Genomic DNA, 18,208 nt, shown 5'->3' on the forward strand with positions numbered 1-18,208 from the left:
CTTCTCCGGCAGCGGAACTCAGCCCGCCGCCCGGTGCGAGGTGCGCGGTGCCGGTACGGGGGTCTGCGCGGCCCGCGTCACATCGGCGACGAGCTCCACCACATCGGGGCCGTACGCCTGCGAGTTGACCACCTTCAGCAGCAGACAGAAGGTGCTGTTGCCGTGCTTGCGGGCCAGCTTCTCGTAGTTGCGGGCCAGATAGCGGGAGGCCGCCTGATTGGTGATCGCCTGCTGTCCGCAGAACAGGAAGACCGGACGGGTGTCCTGACCGAACGTCAGCCTCGCCAGCAGCACGTGTTCGGCGAGGCCCTTCTCAGCCCGGTAGCGTTCTGAACCGACCTGGAAGGCAGCCCGGTCCGGACCGGGCTCCGGATCGGTGTTGATCCGCACACCGGGCAGCAGCGAATGGAGATGGGCGGCCATCCGCCGGTTGGAGCCCGGCCCGCCGACACAGAATTCGGTGCGCTCGCCGAAGCCCTGCTGTGCGATGTCGTGGGACAGGATCTGCGCGTGTGACGAACAGTCCTTGATCAGTGCGGAGAGTTCGAGCAGGGCGAAGACGTCGTGGCGGTGGACGGCGCCGTCGCCGCCCGCGTCGCGGTTGACGACGAGCAGGCACTCGGAGTTGCCCGGCAGCCCGAAGAACGCCTGCTTGCGGCGGAGCTTGCGGCGCCAGAGATAAGTGCGGGCGATCCAGCCCAGCGCGGCGCTGATACCGGCGGCTATCACGCCCAGCACGATGTTGCGTACGTCGTCAGTCATGGGCGGGCATGTTAGCGGGCGATCGGCCTCGGGTTCCCGGCGGTCCTGACGAGTCGGGCGGGGCGGCGTTACCCTGCGGCGGACAAGTCTTCACTGGAGGTGCGCATGCGACGATCCGTCGCGCGGAATGTGTCGTTGCCGGTTGTTCTCGCCGCTGTCGTCACGATCGGGGCAGCCGCCCCGTCCTCGTCAGCGCCACCGACCGCGCCACCCCCCAAGTCTCCTGTCGCGGTGGGTTACGGAGGGGCGGTCGCCAGCGTCGACGCGGATGCCTCGGCCGCGGGTATCGAGGTGCTCCGCAAGGGCGGCAACGCGGTGGACGCCGCGGTGGCGACCGCGGCGGCGCTCGGTGTCACCGAGCCCTACTCGGCAGGTCTCGGCGGTGGCGGCTACTTCGTCTACTACGACGCCAAGAAGCACACCGTGGAGACGATCGACGGCCGGGAGACCGCACCGCGCAGCGCGGACTCCTCGCTGTTCCTGGAGAACGGCAAGCCGCTCGCCTTCGACGACGCGGTCACCAGCGGACTGAGCGTGGGCACCCCCGGCACCCCGGCCACCTGGGACACCGCGCTCGGCACCTGGGGCAGCAAGTCGCTGCGGCAGGTGCTGAAGCCGGCCGAGCGGCTCGCCAGGGACGGCTTCGTCGTCGACAGCACGTTCCGCTCGCAGACCGAGGGAAATCAGGCCAGGTTCGCCGACTTCCCGGCGACCAGCAAGCTCTTCCTGCCGGGCGGTCAACTGCCGGTGGTCGGCTCCGTCTTCAAGAACCCCGATCTGGCGCGTACGTACGAACAGGTGGGCCGCAAGGGCATCGACGAGCTGTACCGGGGCGAGCTGGCCGACGACGTCATACGGACCGTACGTAACCCGCCCGTGGATCCGAAGGCCACCCGGGTCGTGCGTCCCGGCGACCTCACAGCCAAGGACCTGCGGTCCTACCGGGCGCTGCGGCAGGCTCCGACGAAGGTCGGCTACCGCGGCCTCGACGTGTACGGCATGGCACCCTCCTCGTCCGGCGGTACGAGCGTCGGCGAGGCGCTCAACATCCTTGAGTCCACGGACCTTTCGAAGGCGAGCGAGGCGCAGTATCTGCACCGCTACATCGAGGCGAGCCGGATCGCGTTCGCGGACCGAGGGCGGTGGGTCGGCGACCCGGCGTTCGAGGACGTACCGACGCGGGGGCTTCTCAGCCAGCGGTTCGCCGACTCGCGGGAGTGCCTGATCAGGGACGACGCGGTGCTGACCAGCCCGCTGGCGCCGGGGGATCCCAGTCACCCGGGCGACTGCAAGTCCGGCGGCACGGCAGCCCCGACGACGTACGAGGGGGAGAACACCACACATCTGACGACGGCCGACAAGTGGGGCAATGTCGTCGCGTACACCCTGACGATCGAGCAGACGGGCGGCAGCGGCATCACTGTGCCGGGGCGCGGCTATCTGCTCAACAACGAGCTGACGGACTTCTCGTTCGCGCCCGCCAGCCCGGCGGTCCACGACCCGAATCTGCCGGGTCCGGGCAAGCGTCCGCGTTCGTCCATCTCGCCGACGATCGTGCTGAAGCACGGTGAGCCGGTGCTGGCCCTGGGCTCTCCGGGCGGCGCCACGATCATCACGACCGTTCTGCAGTCGCTCATCGGCAAGGTCGACCGGGGGCTGCCGCTGGTCGACGCCATCGCGGCGCCGCGCGCCAGCCAGCGCAACTCGGCGACGACGGAGCTCGAACCGGGGCTGTGGAACAGCCCCGTGCGGGCGGAACTGGAGTCGCTGGGGCATGTCTTCAAGCTGAATCCCGAGATCGGAGCAGCGACCGGTGTACAGCGGCTGCCGGACGGACGGTGGCTGGCGGCTGCCGAGAAGGTGCGCCGGGGCGGGGGTTCGGCCATGGTCGTGAAGCCGAGCGGTCGACCATGACGCTCCGTCAATAACCGTTTGTGCGGGGCTGGTTGGGCGCGACTGTTTCGCGAGGAACCAGCCCCGCAGTCTTGACGGAGACATGGCTTCGGGTCCACCTTGGCCGCGTCGGTAAGGAAAGTTTCCTAATGGAAGGGCACCCCCACTGTGCGTACTCGAACGCTCGCCCTCGCCGCTGCCTCCGGTGCCGCCCTGCTCGCGGCCACACTGACGCCGGCCGCCGAGGCCCACCCGGCCTCGGGCGACGTCATCGCTGCCGCCGCGCCCCGGATGGATTCCGGCGCCGTCGGCCGGGCCGGGGCCGGCATCAAGGAAGGCTCCGTCAGTGCGGCCGATCTGCTGGCCGAGGTCACCTCGTGTTCGCAGATCTCCAACGGCAAGTACCGTACGGACGAGGAGACTTCGGCGACCGTACCGGTCTGCGGCAAGAACGGTGCCGTGTTCTGGAAGGCCGACATGGACATCGACTGCGACGGCCAGGTCACCAACGCCTGCAACGAGAACACCGACCCGTGGTTCCAGGACGACACGGCGTTCCGCACCTCCGACGACAAGCCGCTGAACGCCGAAGAACTGCCGTACGTCGTCGTGCCGAGCAGCAGCAGCATCTGGAACTACAGCAACGCGGGGATCAAGGGCGGTGGCGTCGTCGCCGTCATCTACAACAACAAGGTCGAGTACGCCGTCGTCGGCGACACCGGCCCCAACAAGATCATCGGCGAGGCTTCGTACGCCACCGCCGAGGCACTCGGCATCGACCCCGACCCGGAGACCGGCGGCGCCGAATCCGGCGTCACCTACATCCTGTTCAAGAACTCCGAGGTGTCGCCGATCGAGAGCCACAGCGCCGCCGTCACCGCCGGCGAGGCCCTCGCCGAGCAGTTCATCCAGAACAACTAGACCTGCATAAGGGGAGGTTGATCACAACGCGGTCAGGATGCGCGGACCGTCGTCGGTGATCGCCACCGTGTGCTCGGCGTGCGCAGCCCGGCTGCTGTCGGACGTACGCAGCGTCCAGCCGTCCCGGTCCGGATGGAACGCGTCCTTGCCACTGCCGATCAGCATCGGCTCGATCGCCAGCACCATTCCGTGCCGCAACGGCATGCCGCGACCCGGTCGTCCCTCGTTGGGGACGGCCGGGTCCTCGTGCATCGACCGGCCCACACCATGGCCGCCGAACCCCTCCGGAATGCCGTAACCGGCGCCGCGGCACACCGTGCCGATCGCATGTGCGATGTCACCGATCCGATTGCCGACGACCGCCGCCGCGATCCCCGCCTCCAGTGCCGCGTACGCCGTGTCGATCAGCTGGGTGTCCGCCGGCCGGGCGCGCCCGACGGTGAAACTGATCGCCGAATCGCCCGCCCAGCCACCGAGCGTCGCGCCCGCGTCGATGCTCACCAGATCGCCGTCGCGCAGCCGCTGGTCGGTCGGGATGCCGTGCACGATCGCGTCGTTGACCGACGCGCAGATCACGGCTGGAAACGGGGTGGGGGCGAAATGTGGCCGGTAGTTCAGGAACGGGGACCCGGCGCCCGCCTCGCGGAGGACCCCGCGGGCGACCTCGTCGAGTTCGCGCAACGAGACGCCGACCGCCGCCGCTTCCCGTACGGCCGTCAGCAGCTGCGCCACGACCCGGCCGGTCTCGCGCATCGCTTCGATGGATGTGTCTGTCTTGAGCTGCACCATGCCAATTACTATACCGGTCGCGGCGGTATTAGAATGACGGCATGGTACGAACGCCCCTGACTCCGGAAGAGCGCCGTCGCGGCGAACGCCTCGGAGCGCTGCTCCGCGAGGCGCGCGGCGGGCGCAGCATGGTCGAGATCGCGGCGAGCGCCGGAATCTCCGCCGAGACGCTGCGCAAGATCGAGACGGGCCGCGCCCCGACCCCCGCCTTCTTCACCGTCGCGGCGCTGGCCGGGGCGCTCGGGCTCTCGATGGACGAACTGCTCACGCGCTGCGCTCCGGAGCCGGATGTGGTGCCGCTGGCCGGATAGCCCCTGTCTCCGCCCTCTCCAGCCCTCTCGGGCCTTGATTCCGGGGCGCTCAAGGGGGGCGTGCGCCGCACCGTGCTTCGACCGCACCGCAGTCGAAAAGCGCGCGTAGCCGTGCTGTAACACGGCTGAGGTCGAATGCCTGCGGACTGGAAGGCTCCAGTCGACGTTGGCGAGGGCGACGATGACGGTGCATCAAGGTGCTTGGGAAGTACGGGAGTTCACGCAATATCTACGGGATGTGGTGGCGCTGCTGGACCCCGGGAGCGGCTGGTACGGCGTCTTCTGCCGACGCGATCCCGCAGGGATGCGCGCCTGTCTCGACGGCGCCGAGATTCCACCCTGGGACGTGATGGAGTCGCTCTTCCAGGACCTGGCGGCCGTGCGCAGCACGGCGTACGCACAGCGCGAGTCGGTACGGGCCGCCGAGCTGTACTCCGCCTCGGTGGCCGCCCACGACCGACGGCCCGGTGGACGGCAGGTGCTCGTCGAACGGCTGGAGCTGATGCTGCGCGAGCAGACGTACGCGGCCCAGCGGCTCCGGGCGGCCGGGGCGGGCGGAACGACGACCCCCGCGGAAGAGGTGGCCTGGGCCCGGGACGACCACGAACGCGCCACCGCCCGCTGTACGGAGCTGCGCGGGCGACTGGCCGCGGTGACCGTGCCGACGGGCTGGTTCCGCACGGAGGAGCCGGCACCGGACCTGGGCCGGGACCGGGAACCTGAGCCCGAGCGCGGCCCCGAGCGCGGCCCCGACGAGGCACCACGTACTCCTCGGCCGCCCGCGCCCAAGCCCAAGAAGCCGCGGGGCGCCCGGTTCGCCGGTCTGGACGTCGACGAAGCCGATGGCGACGCAGCTGTGGCGGCACCCGTCCTGCCCTTACCGCCGGCGACGGCTGTCGTACCGCGCGGCGCCCGCTTCGGTGCCGCCCCGGCCGAGGACGACGCGCCTTCGGACCGGACCTCCGCCGCCCCGGACCCCGAGGCACACCGGGCCGCCGCCGGCGCCGTCGCAAGGCTGCTCCGGCTCCGGGCCGAGGGCCGCAGCGGCGAGGCGCATGTCGTGCTCTGCGAGGCGGCCGGCTGGCCCGCGGACCGGCTGCCGGTACTTGCCGTCGAGCTGCACCGGGCGGGCCTCGACGCGGACTGGGCGACCCTGCTGTGGGAGGTGTCCTCGCTGCCGCCTGCCGAACTCGCCGCGGCGGCGGGCGCGCTGGCTGCCGCGGGACGCCCGGACGACTGCGACCACTTGCTGCGCCAGGGGGTGGCGCGGCCGGCCGCGGAGATCGCCGATGCGGTGGTGGCGCTGGACCGGGCGGGGCGGGGGCCGCAGGCGCAGGCGTTGCTGGGTGCCTTCATCCGCGTACGGACTCCGCAGGACGCGGCCCGGGTCGCGGCGGGCAATCCGTACGAGCTCGTACCGCAACTGCTGGCCGCGGCCCGCGCGGTGTCACCGGCGCGGGAGTGGGATGTCGTCCATGCGCTGCGGGTGGCGGGCATCGTGGGTGCCCCCTAGCCGGTGTCCGCAAAGCTCCGCCCGGCACGCAGGGCCGAGGACTCACAACACGCCCGCTCCGTTGCCGCGCTCGCCGTGGCTGAGCCACGTTCCCCCGACCTCCCCCGGCGGCGGATAGAACCGCCGGGCCCAGCGGCGGAACGGGCCGATCGGACCATCACCGGGAGCCAGCCGGGGCGGCTGCTGGTACTGCTTGTGATGCCAGATCGGGAAGTCGGCGGCGGTGAATTCGCAACTGGACCGGAAGATGGAGCGGTCCAGCAGCCGAGCGGCGGTTCGGCTCACCACCCGTGCGAGCGGGGCCGGTAACCGGGCCGGTTCCGCGAAGGCGATGCGGTTCCTCTGCCGGAACTGCATCCGGTTGGGCGCGATGGCCGTCGGCATCACCATCGTGCACATCCGAAGCCCGAGCCGAGGCGTGTACACATCCGCGTGCAGGCAACCGAGTCCGTAGCCGTCCACCTCCACCTCGACGACGAAGCTTCCGAGCAGCGGCGCCGACTCGTGGGCCCGCATGGACACGTGGAACGCGGCGTCGTCGTAGACGACAGGCCCGCCGATCTCAGCCCTGTCCCAGCCGTGCAGGGTGGCGAAATGCCCGAGGTCCACCGAATTCTCGATGACTTCCTGGACATTGCCGGCCAGCTCCCAGGCGGCGCTACGGGCGGGTCGGTGGCCGATCTCGTGCCAGTCGGGGATGAACCAGTCCGGTGCCCGGCCGTCGTGGTGCCGCCAGACGAAGACAGCACCGTTGACCTCGTGCACCGGCAACTGCGCCAACGGTGATCTCGGCGGCTTTGTGTCGTATCCCGTCCGCACGCACGTGCCGTCGGGGCCGAACGCGAAGAAGTGGAAGGGGCATACGAGATCGTCTCCGTCGACCTTCGCCAGACCGAGATGGGCGCCGAGGTGCGGGCAGTACGGACGGATGGCGCGGACCGCCCCCGTACCGAGCCGGTACAGCACCACGTCCTGCCCCGCCAAAGGCCGGGTGAGCACCGCGCCCGGCCGCAACTCGTCGGAGAAGGCCAGCGCGGACCAGCCGCTCGGACAGGGCAGGACCGGCGCCCCCGAAGCGTCGGCCGGCGTCGGCCCCTCGCTGATGGCGCGCCCGTACTCGCGTGACAGTGCCACGGCTTCCCCTCCCAGGATCGGTCGCCTGGAGACTGCCCAGACCGCTCCGAGATTCTCCTGACACGCTGCACATCACTCGAACGGGAGGAAACGCGGAAGGCATTGACGGCGTACGCGTGTCCGCAGACGAGGAGCGGATCGGCAGCTTTTTTCCCCCACCATCCTGCGGGTCGCCGAGCAAGTTCCTGCACGCCGGGCGTCGACGGACGCCCCGGGGACCGGGGCGTCCGCGAGTTGCCGCAGGACCGGCGGGCGGCGGCGCCGGTTGATGCGGCCCAGGACGCGCGCACCGGTGTGATCCTCGCGCTGCTGGCCTTCGTGCTGTCGTTCGGCTTCCTGCGCCTGGTGCAGCGGAAGGGGGCGGCGCTGTGACCGCCACGCACACCCCGGTCCGGCCCGAGGGAAAGGCCCTGACCCCGCCGCCGCGGCCGCCGCGCCGGCCGCTCGCACTGTCCCGCTGGGTGGTGCTCGCGGTCATGGTGCTCACCGCCTGCTACTTCCTGGCACCGGTGTGGTGGCTGCTGGTGTCCGCCACCAAGACCGACTCCGGCCTGTTCGCGGGCAACGGGTTCTGGTTCGGCGGCCACTTCGCGTTCTTCACCAACGTCCGAACCGTCTTCACCGAGCAGGGCGGCATCTTCTGGCGGTGGCTGCTCAACAGCGTCGTCTACGCCGTCGGCGGCGCCGCCCTGAGCACCCTGATCTCCGCGCTGGCCGGCTACGCCCTGGCCAAGTACCCGTTCCGGGGACGGGAGTTCGCGTTCAACGTCGTGCTCGCCGCCGTCCTCGTACCGCAGCCGCTCCTGGCGATCCCGCTGTACCTGATGTTCTCGCCGGTGCACCTGGTCGACACGTACTGGAGCGTCCTGCTGCCGAGCATGGTCAGCCCGTTCGGCGTCTACCTGGCGCGGATCTACGCGGGCGCGTCGGTGCCGGACGAGTTGATCGAGGCGGGCCGGGTCGACGGCGCGGGCGAGACCCGTATCTTCGCCACCATCGCCCTGAGGGTGATGTCGCCCGCCCTGGTCACGATCTTCCTCTTCCAGTTCGTGACCATCTGGACCAACTACCTGCTGCCGGTGCTGATGCTCGCCAACGCCAAGCTGCAACCCGTGACAGTGGGCATCGTCGGCTGGCAATCCCAGCGGGGCGTCGGCAACGCGGTGCCGCCCAACGTGATCATCACTGCGGCACTGGTCTCGGTCGTGCCGCTGGTCCTGCTCTTCCTTTCCCTGCAACGGTTTTGGCGTTCCGGTCTGACGGCCGGGAGCCTCAAGTGAGGAGGAACGCCGTGACGGCGCGCTACCACCTGCGGTTCCAGATCCACCCCTCCCCGGACACCGCCACGGACGCCCGTGCGCTGGCGACGGACTGCGTGGAGAACGGCGTGGACGAGGTCGTGCTGCTGCTTGCCGCCGAGGAAGTCTTCACCGGGCACCTCGCCGGCGCGGACGAGGACCGCTGGTTCGAGACGGCTGCCATCGCACACGAGGAGCTGACCGTCGCCGGAATCGGCGTCAGCCTCAACCCGTGGGCGACGACCGGCCATGCCGACCGGGGCCGGCGCAACCAACTGGGTTTCGCGCCGATGGTCTCCCCCCAGGGCGACGTCGCCGCCGCGCAGGCGTCGTTCGCCTGCCCGCGATGGCGGGACTGGCTGTGCGCGCACTACGGGCGCTTCGCCGAACTGGGCTGCCGGGTGCTGTGGTTGGAGGACGACTTCCGCTACCACAACCACATGCCGCTGCGCTGGGGCGGCTTCGAACCGCCGATGCTGGACCGGGTGGCGGAACTGGCCGGTGAACCGGTCACCCGGGAGCAGCTGGCGGCCGCCGTCACCGCGCCCGGGCCGCCGCACCCGTGGCGGGCGCTGCTCCAACATGTGTGGCGGGAGGCGCAGTTGGAAGTGACCGCGCTGGTCGCCCGGGAGGTGGGGGATCGGTCCGCAGGCCGCTCCCGGCTCGGGCTGATGAGTTCGCGGCTCGGCCCGGCCTCGGTCGAGGGTCGCGACTGGACCGCCCTGTTCGACGCGCTCACCGGCAGCGGCGGGCGGCCCGTCCAGCGTCCGCACTTCGCACCCTATGCCGACGCTCCCGGGCGGGAGTTGAGCGACTCGGTGTGGATGCTGGAGGCGCAGCGGGCGCTGCGCCCGGACGGGGTCACCAGCGAACCGGAGATCGAGAACTGGCCGCACACCGCGTGGTCGAAGTCCGACACGCAGACGTGGTCCGAGATGGTGGCGGCGCAACTCGCCGGCTCCGACGCGCTGCTGCTCAACCTCCACCCGACCTACGGCAGACAGGCCGAGCGCTTCCCGGCGGTGGGCCGGATGCTGCGGCGCTCCCGCCCGGCGCTGGACTGGATCGCGGAACGCCGGCCAGAGCGGGACGCGACAGCCGGTGTGTGGTTGCCGTTTCGAACAGACACCGCTGCGCGCGTGCGCACCGGTGGACCGGGGCGGACCCGGCCGGCGGCCGACGCGGCGCTGGAAGAACTGGCCGTGGACCCCGGGCCGGCCGCGGACTTCCTGCTCCGCTACGGCGTGCCGGTGACCGCGGGACCGGCTCCGGTGGCGGCTTTGTTCGGCGCCGCCGCCTGGGCGTTCGACGATGCCGAGCTGGAGGGGATGCTCTCGCGCGGACTGCTTCTCGACGCAGTCGCCGCGGCGGTGCTCGACGAGCGCGGGTTCGGCGCGGCGATGGGCGTACGCGTGGCCGAGGTCGTGGACCGCGAGGCGCACACCGGGCCGGGTCCGTATGCGAGGGAACTGGTGACCGCCGAGGGGGCGTGCGGGGCGACCGGCGAGGGCACGGCGCTGAGCGTCAACCTCCAGCCGGCGCTGGCCCGGCTGGAGCCGCTGGCCGGCGCCGAGGTCTGGACCCAGGTGGTGGCCGCGGACGGCGCCGCGTGGGGTGCGGGCCGCTGTGCGTTTGCCAACCGGCTGGGCGGGCGGGTGGTGGTGCTCGCGGCGACCGCGCTGCAGAACCTGCCCCGTGACGACGACGGGCAGCGGCTCGCGCACCGTGCGGTCCGCTTCCTGGAGGCGGACCGGCCGGCGCTGCCCCTTATCAGCGGCGGACCGCACCTGATACCCCACCTGTCGCGCTCCCAGGACGGCACTCACCGCCTGGCGGTCGCGAACGGCAGCGCGGACCCGGCCACGATACGAGTGGACGTTGCGTCGCCCCCCGGCGAGGTCCACGCCACTCTGCTCGCCCCGCTGGCCGGACCAGTCGACGCAAAGACTCTGCTGACCCAGCATCGGGTTACTGCGGAGCCAGAGCTTCCGCACCGGGGATGGCTCGTTCTCGAGTGGTGACCACCGCAGGTCCGTTCGGCCCCGCGTTCCCCGTATCCCCGGATCTGTTTCCCTTCCACTGGCGGCTCCACGGTTCGGAGCAGGGACTGTCGCTCCGCCCATGGACAGCAGCTCGCCGTGACCGCAAGGATCGGCGACAGCCGGGAGCATGCTCAACGACGACCTGCGGGTCCAGTGCGCATAAGAAGTGGATTCCCGCGTTTTCGGGCTTACATCTTCCACGGCACCGGCACCGGCACCGGAACTGTCACCGTCGCAGTGGTCCGGCTCCGGTGCCGGAACTGTCACTGTCGCAGTGGTCCGGCTCCGGTGCCGGAACTGTCACCGTCGCAGTGGTCCGGCTCCGGTGCCGCCCGTGATTCGCCGGACAGAACCTAGCGCGCCCGCTGCTCGTACCCCACGAGCCGGACGCAGACGGCGAGCCCCTCGATCGCCTGCTCCAGCTCCGCGAGGCCCGGGTAGCTGGGTGCGATCCGGATGACCGCGTCGCGCGGGTCGTCGCCGTACGGGTGCGTGGCGCCGGCCGGGGTCAGCACGATGCCTGCCTCGGCGGCACGGCGTACGACCTCCTTGGCACAGCCGTCCGGCACCTCAAGGGTCACGAAGTAGCCGCCCTTGGGCGAGGTCCAGGTCGCGAGCCCGGTCCCGCCGAGTTCGGCGTCCAGGATCCGCGCGACCGCCTCGAACTTGGGCTGCAGCAGGGAGCGTTGGCGCTCCATGTGGGCCCGTACCCCGTTCGCGTCCCGGAGGAACAGGACATGCCGCAGCTGGTTGACCTTGTCGGGGCCGATCGACCGCTTGGCGTTGTTGCCGAGCAGCCACTGCACGTTCGCGGGCGACGAGCCGAAGAAGGCGACGCCGGCGCCCGCCGCGGTGATCTTCGAGGTGGAGCCGAACACGAACGCCCGGTCCGGGTTCCCGGCCTCGGTGCAGGCGGCGAGCAGGTCGGCGATCTCGACGGGCTCGTCGGTGAGGTGGTGGGCGGCGTAGGCGTTGTCCCAGAAGATCCGGAAGTCGGACGCGGCGGTGCTCATCGAGGCGAGTCGCGCCACGGTCGCGTCGCTGTAGCAGACGCCGTCCGGGTTGCTGTACTTCGGTACGCACCAGATGCCCTTGATCGCCGGGTCCTCGGCGACGAGCCGCTCCACGGCCTCCATGTCCGGGCCCTCGGCGGTCATCGGCACCTGGATCATGTCGATCCCGAACCGCTCGCAGAGCGCGAAGTGCCGGTCGTAGCCGGGCACCGGGCACAGGAACGCGATCCGCTGCTGCTCCACCCAGCGCGACTCGGCGCCCGGCAGCACGCTCAGCAGGGCGTGCACCAGGCAGTCGTGCATCAGCTCAAGGCTGGAGTTCCCGGCCGCGAGCAGCTGACCGGCCGGCACCTGGAGCAACCCGGCGAAGATCTCCCGGAGCTCGGGCAGCCCCTGCAGCCCACCGTAGTTGCGCACGTCCGTGCCGTCGGCGGAGGTGTGCCGCCCGCCGGGCAGACTCAGCAGGTCCTCGGAGAGGTCGAGCTGCTCCGGTGCCGGCTTGCCCCTGGTGAGGTCGAGCGAGAGCCCGAGTCCCGCGAGGTCCTGGTAGTCCTGGCGGGCCCGTTCAAGGAGCCCGGTCAGGGCGTCGCGGCTCAGCTCGGTGGTCATGGTGGTTCCTCTCACAGGTGCCGCATGGATGGGGGCGCCTGCCGAGAATACAAACCGGGGCGGGGGACCACCGGCCCGGGAGCCGGGAGCCGGGAGCCGGGAGCGGGGAGCGGGGAGCGGGGAGCCGGGAGCCGGGCGAGCGTCAGGCGGCGTCATGAAGACGGCATGCTCGCGCCGGACGAACGATCCGCCGGACGCGCCCTAAAAGCCCTGAGCCCCTGCGATGGCCCGCAGCGCGTCCAGATGGCGTCGGTAGACGGCGAGACCGGTCGCCGTCAGCGAGAGCCACGTCCGGGGCTGCCGGCCGATCCGGCCCTTCTTCACGGCGACATGGCCCGCCCCCTCCAGGGCCGAGACCTGCTTCGACAACACGGAGTCGCTGATCTCCACCAGGTCCCGTACGTAACCGAACTCGGCACGCTCCACGGGGGCGAGCGCCGCCACGATCGACAGCCGCACCGGCGACGTCAGCAGCGGTTCGAGCGCATGGCGCGGATGGGGGCCGGTGGCCCGGGCCGCCGGGGATGCCTCTGTCACACCGAGCGCCTCATTTCCGGCCAGGCTCCGACGGCGAGCGGAATCGCGCAGGTCAGTGCGGCGAGCACGGCCAGCACGACGCTGTCCTTGAACGCTGTCACGGCGAGCACCACGGTCACGCTGTAGAGCACGGTCCATGAGTCGATCAACAGCACGTGTTTCCTTGTCAGACCGCGGCGTTGGGCGGGCTGCCGCTGGGCGAAAACCGACAGGCCCACGACCAGCAGGCCGTTCGCCACGATGGCCGGGTTCGACGCCGGATTGCCGTGCCCCAGGACGACAGCCGGGATCAGGATCAGCTGCCAGGCGGCGAACACCCACAGATACCTGGTGTACCGGCCGCTGCCGGCCCGTGCTCCGCGCTCGACGCGTGCGGCGTCCGCCAGTGATGCCGAGGCGTCGATGTGCTCCGTCATGGTGCGTCCCCTCGTCGACAGCACTTGCCATCATGGCATCTGCTTTCCGCACTGGAAAGGGAATGAACGTGTGGACCGCACGGGTGTGAAACATGATCGACTCCGTCGGTTCACGGCGATGGTCTTGCCCCGCTGTGTGACGGGGCTTACGTTCTCCTCTACGCACGTGTCTACGGGCGTAGAAACGCGTAGAGGCTCTCTGACGCCGCGTCGAAGGAGCAGCTCATGTCCCAAGTCGTACGCGCCGCACTCGTCCAGGCGACCTGGACCGGCGACACCGAATCCATGATCGCCAAGCATGAGGAGCATGCGCGCGAGGCCGCCCGCCGGGGCGCGAAGATCATCGGCTTCCAGGAGGTGTTCAACGCCCCCTACTTCTGCCAGGTGCAGGAACCCGAGCACTACCGCTGGGCCGAGGCCGTCCCGGACGGGCCGACCGTCCGGCGGATGCAGGAACTGGCCCGCGAGACCGGCATGGTGATCGTCGTGCCGGTCTTCGAGATCGAGCAGTCCGGCTTCTACTTCAACACCGCCGCCGTCATCGACGCCGACGGTTCCTATCTCGGCAAGTACCGCAAGCACCACATCCCGCAGGTCAAGGGGTTCTGGGAGAAGTACTACTTCAAGCCCGGAAACGTCGGCTGGCCGGTCTTCGACACCGCCGTCGGCAAGGTCGGCGTCTATATCTGCTACGACCGGCACTTCCCGGAGGGCTGGCGTCAACTCGGGCTCAACGGGGCCCAGTTGGTGTACAACCCGTCTGCCACCTCGCGCGGCCTCTCCAGCTATCTCTGGCAGCTGGAACAGCCCGCGTCCGCCGTCGCCAACGAGTACTTCGTCGCCGCGATCAACCGCGTCGGCCAGGAGGAGTACGGCGACAACGACTTCTACGGAACCAGCTACTTCGTCGACCCGCGCGGCCAGTTCGTCGGCGAGGTCGCCAGCGACAAGGAGGAGGAACTCCTCGTCCGCGACCTCGACTTCGGCCTCATCGACGAGGTCCGCCAGCAGTGGGCGTTCTACCGGGACCGCCGACCCGACGCGTACGAAGGACTGGTGGAGCCGTGAGCAGCCTGCACCGACGCCATCTCGCCGTCAGCCCCGACTGGCTGGCGCTCTACTACAAGAACCCGCTGGAGATCACCCACGGCGAGGGCCGCCACATCTGGGACGCCGACGGCAGGCGCTACCTCGACTTCTTCGGCGGCATCCTCACCACCATGACCGCCCACGCCCTCCCCGAGGTGACCAAGGCGGTCAGTGAGCAGGCCGGGCGGATCATCCACTCCTCCACGCTCTACCTCAACCGGCCGATGGTCGAGTTGGCCGAACGCATCGCCACGCTCTCCGGCATCCCGGAGGCCCGGGTCTTCTTCACCACCTCCGGTACCGAGGCCAACGACACCGCCCTGCTGCTCGCCACCACGTACCGCAGGTCGAACCAGATCCTCGCGATGCGCAACAGCTACCACGGCAGATCCTTCTCCGCGGTCTCCATCACCGGTAACAGCGCCTGGTCGCCCACGAATCTGTCGCCGCTGCAGACGCTGTACGTGCACGGCGGCGTCCGCACCCGGGGACCGTACGCGCACCTCGGCGACGCGGAGTTCATCGCGGCCTGCGTCGCCGACCTGGAGGACCTGCTCGGCCACACCCGCGAGCCCGCCGCCCTGATCGCCGAACCCATCCAGGGCGTCGGCGGGTTCACCTCACCGCCCGACGGTCTGTACGCGGCCTTCCGCCGGGTCCTCGACCGCCACGGCATCCTGTGGATCTCGGACGAGGTACAGACCGGCTGGGGTCGCTCCGGAGAACACTTCTGGGGCTGGCAGGCGCACGGCGAGAACGGGCCGCCGGACATCCTCACCTTCGCCAAGGGCATCGGCAACGGCATGTCGATCGGCGGTGTCGTGGCCCGTGCCGACGTCATGAACTGCCTTGACTCCAACTCCATTTCGACGTTCGGCGGCTCCCCGGTCACCATGGCGGCCGGCCTCGCCAACCTCTCGTACCTCCTCGAACACGATCTGCAGGGCAACGCCCGGCGCGTCGGCGGACTGCTGATCGAGCGGCTGCGTGCGATCGGCGCGGCTTCGGAGTGTGTACGGGAGGTACGCGGCCGGGGCCTGATGATCGGCATCGAGCTGGTGAAACCCGGCACCGACGAGGCGAACCCGGAGGCGGCCGCCGCCGTACTCGAAGCGGCCCGGGAGGGCGGCCTGCTCATCGGCAAGGGCGGCGGTCACAACACCAGCGTGCTGCGGATCGCACCACCGCTCTCGCTGACCATCCCGGAGGCGGAGGAGGGCGCGGAGATTCTGGCGGAGGCTCTTCGATCGGTGGAATGAGCGGAATCGGGGCGGAGCGCGGCGGTCCCGGCCTTGCCCCGCCCCGGTTCCAGGGGTTCTCCGGTTGCACCGGAACGTGCAGTTGTCGCGCTCGGCGGGTGGGGACGGCGGCACAGTAGACGGCCCCGGGAGCGGGAAGCTGTGCGCAGCGCATCGTGGCGCCGGGGGCCGCTGTGCTGTGTGCCCCGGCGGCCTGCTGAGGGCTGCACCGGCGGGAACTGTCACGGTAACCCGGCGCGGGAGCGGTACGGCCGGGGCCGGTGTCCGGCGTATGCGCGGTGTGAACGGGCCCCGGCCGGTGGCTCCGGGGCCCGGCCGGTCGATCAGCCCCGGTGGCCGGTGGGGCGGGTGAGGTCCAGGGTGTGGACCGGGTCGAGCTCGCCGTAGTACGCGAGGTGCTGGTAGCGCACATCGGTGACGGTCAGCGCGGCCTCGGCGACACCCCGCCGCAGGGTCGCCTTGAAGCGCACCGAGCCGTCCTTCTTCGTCGTACCCGTCAGCTTCTGCACCCTGCCGCCGGCCGTCAGCTCGGCCGTGACCTTCGCGCCCTTCACCGGCTTGCCCTGCGCGGTCTTCACCACACCGTTCGCCGTGACCTTCCAGGCCGCGTCGGAGCCGGGCCGGCCGAGCAGCCGGGTGTCGGCCTTCAGCGAGGTGACGGTGAGCTGCGACGGCGGGTTGGGCCGGCCGAAGGCGACCTGGTCGACGGTCCAGAAGGCGCTGTTCGTGCCGGTGTAGCGGAAGCTCAGCCGGGCCGACTTCGCGCCCGCCGGAACAGCGAGCTCAAGGCGCTCGACGGTGTTGGCGTCGCTCCGGTACGACTTCACGAGCTGCGGGGCGCCACCGTCGTACGCCACATACACATCGCCGGTCTGCGGACCGTCGACGCGGTAGTTCGTGGCGTACGAGACGGTCGCCTTCGCCGCCCCGTTCAGCTTGTACGCCGGGCTGACCAGGGTGGAGTCGAACTGTCCGGCGTCGTGCGCCTTGTCGTCCCACTCGTCGGAGTCGGCGACCGCGAACACATTGCGGGCGCGAACGTTCGTCTCGCGACCCTGGCCGAGCTCGGCGTTGGTCCAGAACTCGTCGGAGGCGAAGGACCAGCCGCGCCACTCGGTGACGCCACCGGCAGGCATCTTCGAGTTGTCGATGGACCAGCCATCGGGCGCGGTGTTCGTCCACCCCTTGGCGTCGGCCGGGAGCCTCGTCTCGTCGACGGGCGTACGGAGTGAGCCGCGCAGCGCGTCGAAGGCGTCCGGCTTCAGCTCGCCGAGCGAGGTGCCGTCGAGGTTCCGGCCGGGGTCGGTGGCGACGCCCTCGTGGCGCAGGACGGTGGGCGCGATGTCGGTGATCTTGACGTCGTCGCGTACCGAACCGGGCTCGATGCCCTTGCCCTGGGCGATCACGAACGTGCCGCGCTCCAGCGGGGTGTTGCCGCCGTGGCCGCCGGTGGGGGTGTGGCCATGGTCGGCGGTGACGACGACGAGCCAGTCCTCGGCGGCGTACGTCGGCCGCGAGGTCACGGCGTCGAGCAGCCGGCCGACCTGGGCGTCGGCGGTGTTCAGGGCCTTGAGATAGGCATCGCTCGCGGAGCCGGAGCTGTGACCGGCGCCGTCGACCTCGTCGAGGTGGACAAAGGTGGAGTCGGGGTTGCCGTGCGCGAGGTAGTCCTCCGCCTTGGCGGTGGTGCCCTCGTCGTCGCCGCCCGCGATCCGCAGATCGGTCTTCGCGCCGAAGACGATCTGGGGGATCGGGCTCCAGGTGCCGACGACCAGGGTGGACGTGGCCGGGTCGGCGGTCTCCAGCCGGGTCGCGTAGTCCGGGTACTGGCCGTAGTTGGGGGCCGTGAAATTGTTGTCCTTCACATTGTGCTTGTCGGGCCAGACGCCTGTGGCGATGGACGACCAGCCGGCACCGGAGACGGTCGGGGCCATCGGGTCGGCGTACAGGTTGCTTCGTGCGGTCAGGCCCTTGGCCATCAGCTGCTTGAGATGCGGTACGTCGGCACGCGAGAAGGCGTCGAAGGTGGCGCCGTCGATACCGATGACCAGGGTCTTGGCCTGCTTGGTACCGGACGGCAGACCGGCGTACGGGGCAGCGGCTGCGGCCCCGGAATCCTGGGCGTGCGCGGCCGTGGTGGCGAGCGGCAGTGCGACGGCGGCGACGGTGGCGGCGGCCAGCACCGTACGCGCGGAGCGCGACAGGGACACGTGATCCTCCGGGATCGGTCGGTGGACACCGGACATCGGGGGCGTCCGGTGATGTGTCCGAGGCTCGCCGTCGGTGGTGATCGGACCACGCCGCGTACGGGACGGGCGCATGAACCGTACCCAACATTTGGACCAGACCCGTCATCATTTCGTTATCTTCTGGCGTCGCAATCATCGGCCGATGAACTACCGGCACCTCCTCTATTTCAAGGGCGCCAGGACCGGCTGCTGCCGGGCGAGTTCGCCGAGCGGCTGCATGCCCGCATCCCGCACTCCGAGCTGATCTGGGTGGATGGGGCGGGCCACACGATCCAGGAGGACGCCCCCGCCCGGCTGCTGGGCCACCTGACCGCGGACTTCCGGGCCGCTGCCCTTTCCTGAAGAGCAGACCGCCTGTTCCTGAAGGCGGACC

General features: G+C 70.5%; 16 protein-coding genes. 9 read left to right on the forward strand and 7 right to left on the reverse strand.

Features of this window, described 5'->3' with window-relative positions; all coding sequences use genetic code 11:
- Positions 1-18 precede the first annotated feature (18 nt).
- Positions 19-762, reverse strand: a complete 744-nt coding sequence (locus ACGFU7_RS24860) for a hypothetical protein (protein WP_393698354.1) — start codon at positions 760-762, stop codon at positions 19-21.
- 105 nt (positions 763-867) lie between these two features.
- On the opposite strand from ACGFU7_RS24860, the gene ggt reads away from it, so the two are divergent.
- Positions 868-2,676 (forward strand): gamma-glutamyltransferase, encoded by a 1,809-nt coding sequence (ggt, locus tag ACGFU7_RS24865; protein ID WP_393698356.1) that lies wholly within the window; start codon positions 868-870, stop codon positions 2,674-2,676.
- A gap of 147 nt (positions 2,677-2,823) precedes the next feature.
- Positions 2,824-3,576 carry a glycoside hydrolase family 75 protein gene (locus ACGFU7_RS24870; RefSeq protein ID WP_393698358.1) on the forward strand — a complete coding sequence of 251 codons (753 nt, stop codon included), beginning with the start codon at positions 2,824-2,826 and terminating at the stop codon, positions 3,574-3,576.
- Positions 3,577-3,597: 21 nt separating this feature from the next.
- On the opposite strand, the gene map is transcribed toward ACGFU7_RS24870, so the two are convergent.
- Entirely contained in the window at positions 3,598-4,365 is a 768-nt protein-coding gene (gene map, locus ACGFU7_RS24875) for a type I methionyl aminopeptidase (protein WP_393698360.1), read from the reverse strand.
- A 41-nt stretch (positions 4,366-4,406) separates the two neighbouring features.
- On the opposite strand from map, the gene ACGFU7_RS24880 reads away from it, so the two are divergent.
- Both ACGFU7_RS24880 and ACGFU7_RS24885 read left to right on the forward strand, forming a co-directional pair.
- Complete coding sequence (locus ACGFU7_RS24880; protein ID WP_114247546.1) at positions 4,407-4,676, forward strand: helix-turn-helix domain-containing protein; 270 nt, start codon at positions 4,407-4,409, stop codon at positions 4,674-4,676.
- Positions 4,677-4,857: 181 nt separating this feature from the next.
- Entirely contained in the window at positions 4,858-6,189 is a 1,332-nt protein-coding gene (locus tag ACGFU7_RS24885; protein WP_393698362.1) for a hypothetical protein, read from the forward strand.
- Between the two features lie 42 nt (positions 6,190-6,231).
- Here ACGFU7_RS24885 and ACGFU7_RS24890 read toward each other — a convergent pair whose 3' ends face one another.
- Complete coding sequence (locus tag ACGFU7_RS24890) at positions 6,232-7,323, reverse strand: Rieske 2Fe-2S domain-containing protein (RefSeq protein WP_393698364.1); 1,092 nt, start codon at positions 7,321-7,323, stop codon at positions 6,232-6,234.
- Between the two features lie 234 nt (positions 7,324-7,557).
- Here ACGFU7_RS24890 and ACGFU7_RS24895 point away from each other — a divergent pair, with 234 nt between their 5' ends.
- Genes ACGFU7_RS24895 through ACGFU7_RS24905 form a run of 3 tightly spaced genes read left to right on the forward strand, consistent with a single transcriptional unit; the run spans position 7,558 to position 10,642 of the window.
- Positions 7,558-7,695, forward strand: coding sequence for a hypothetical protein (locus tag ACGFU7_RS24895; RefSeq protein ID WP_393698365.1), 138 nt, complete (start codon positions 7,558-7,560; stop codon positions 7,693-7,695).
- Positions 7,692-8,603, forward strand: coding sequence for a carbohydrate ABC transporter permease (locus ACGFU7_RS24900; RefSeq protein ID WP_393698366.1), 912 nt, complete (start codon positions 7,692-7,694; stop codon positions 8,601-8,603). The genes ACGFU7_RS24895 and ACGFU7_RS24900 overlap by 4 nt, the downstream gene beginning before the upstream one ends.
- 11 nt (positions 8,604-8,614) lie before the next feature.
- Positions 8,615-10,642, forward strand: a complete 2,028-nt coding sequence (locus ACGFU7_RS24905) for a hypothetical protein (RefSeq protein ID WP_393698368.1) — start codon at positions 8,615-8,617, stop codon at positions 10,640-10,642.
- Positions 10,643-11,016: 374 nt separating this feature from the next.
- Here the strand turns inward: ACGFU7_RS24905 and ACGFU7_RS24910 are convergent, their stop codons facing one another.
- From ACGFU7_RS24910 to ACGFU7_RS24920, 3 genes are all read right to left on the reverse strand, one after another.
- Positions 11,017-12,285 carry an aminotransferase class I/II-fold pyridoxal phosphate-dependent enzyme gene (locus ACGFU7_RS24910; RefSeq protein WP_393698369.1) on the reverse strand — a complete coding sequence of 423 codons (1,269 nt, stop codon included), beginning with the start codon at positions 12,283-12,285 and terminating at the stop codon, positions 11,017-11,019.
- A gap of 201 nt (positions 12,286-12,486) precedes the next feature.
- The gene (locus tag ACGFU7_RS24915) at positions 12,487-12,822 is read right to left on the reverse strand and encodes a transcriptional regulator (RefSeq protein WP_393698371.1); all 336 of its coding nucleotides are present in this window, start codon (positions 12,820-12,822) and stop codon (positions 12,487-12,489) included.
- A complete protein-coding gene (locus ACGFU7_RS24920) occupies positions 12,819-13,238 on the reverse strand; it encodes a hypothetical protein (protein ID WP_393698373.1) in 420 nt (139 codons plus the stop codon). The genes ACGFU7_RS24915 and ACGFU7_RS24920 overlap by 4 nt, the downstream gene beginning before the upstream one ends.
- Positions 13,239-13,463: 225 nt before the next feature.
- Between ACGFU7_RS24920 and ACGFU7_RS24925 the strand changes: the two genes are divergently transcribed.
- Both ACGFU7_RS24925 and ACGFU7_RS24930 read left to right on the forward strand, forming a co-directional pair.
- Positions 13,464-14,306 (forward strand): nitrilase-related carbon-nitrogen hydrolase, encoded by an 843-nt coding sequence (locus ACGFU7_RS24925; RefSeq protein WP_327271931.1) that lies wholly within the window; start codon positions 13,464-13,466, stop codon positions 14,304-14,306.
- Positions 14,303-15,586, forward strand: coding sequence for an aspartate aminotransferase family protein (locus ACGFU7_RS24930; protein ID WP_393698374.1), 1,284 nt, complete (start codon positions 14,303-14,305; stop codon positions 15,584-15,586). The genes ACGFU7_RS24925 and ACGFU7_RS24930 overlap by 4 nt, the downstream gene beginning before the upstream one ends.
- A 323-nt stretch (positions 15,587-15,909) precedes the next feature.
- Here the strand turns inward: ACGFU7_RS24930 and ACGFU7_RS24935 are convergent, their stop codons facing one another.
- Complete coding sequence (locus ACGFU7_RS24935) at positions 15,910-17,796, reverse strand: alkaline phosphatase family protein (protein WP_393698376.1); 1,887 nt, start codon at positions 17,794-17,796, stop codon at positions 15,910-15,912.
- Positions 17,797-18,208: the final 412 nt, after the last annotated feature.

Source organism: Streptomyces sp. NPDC048473, assembly GCF_043200155.1.
In the GTDB taxonomy this organism is placed as follows: Bacteria; Actinomycetota; Actinomycetes; order Streptomycetales; family Streptomycetaceae; genus Streptomyces.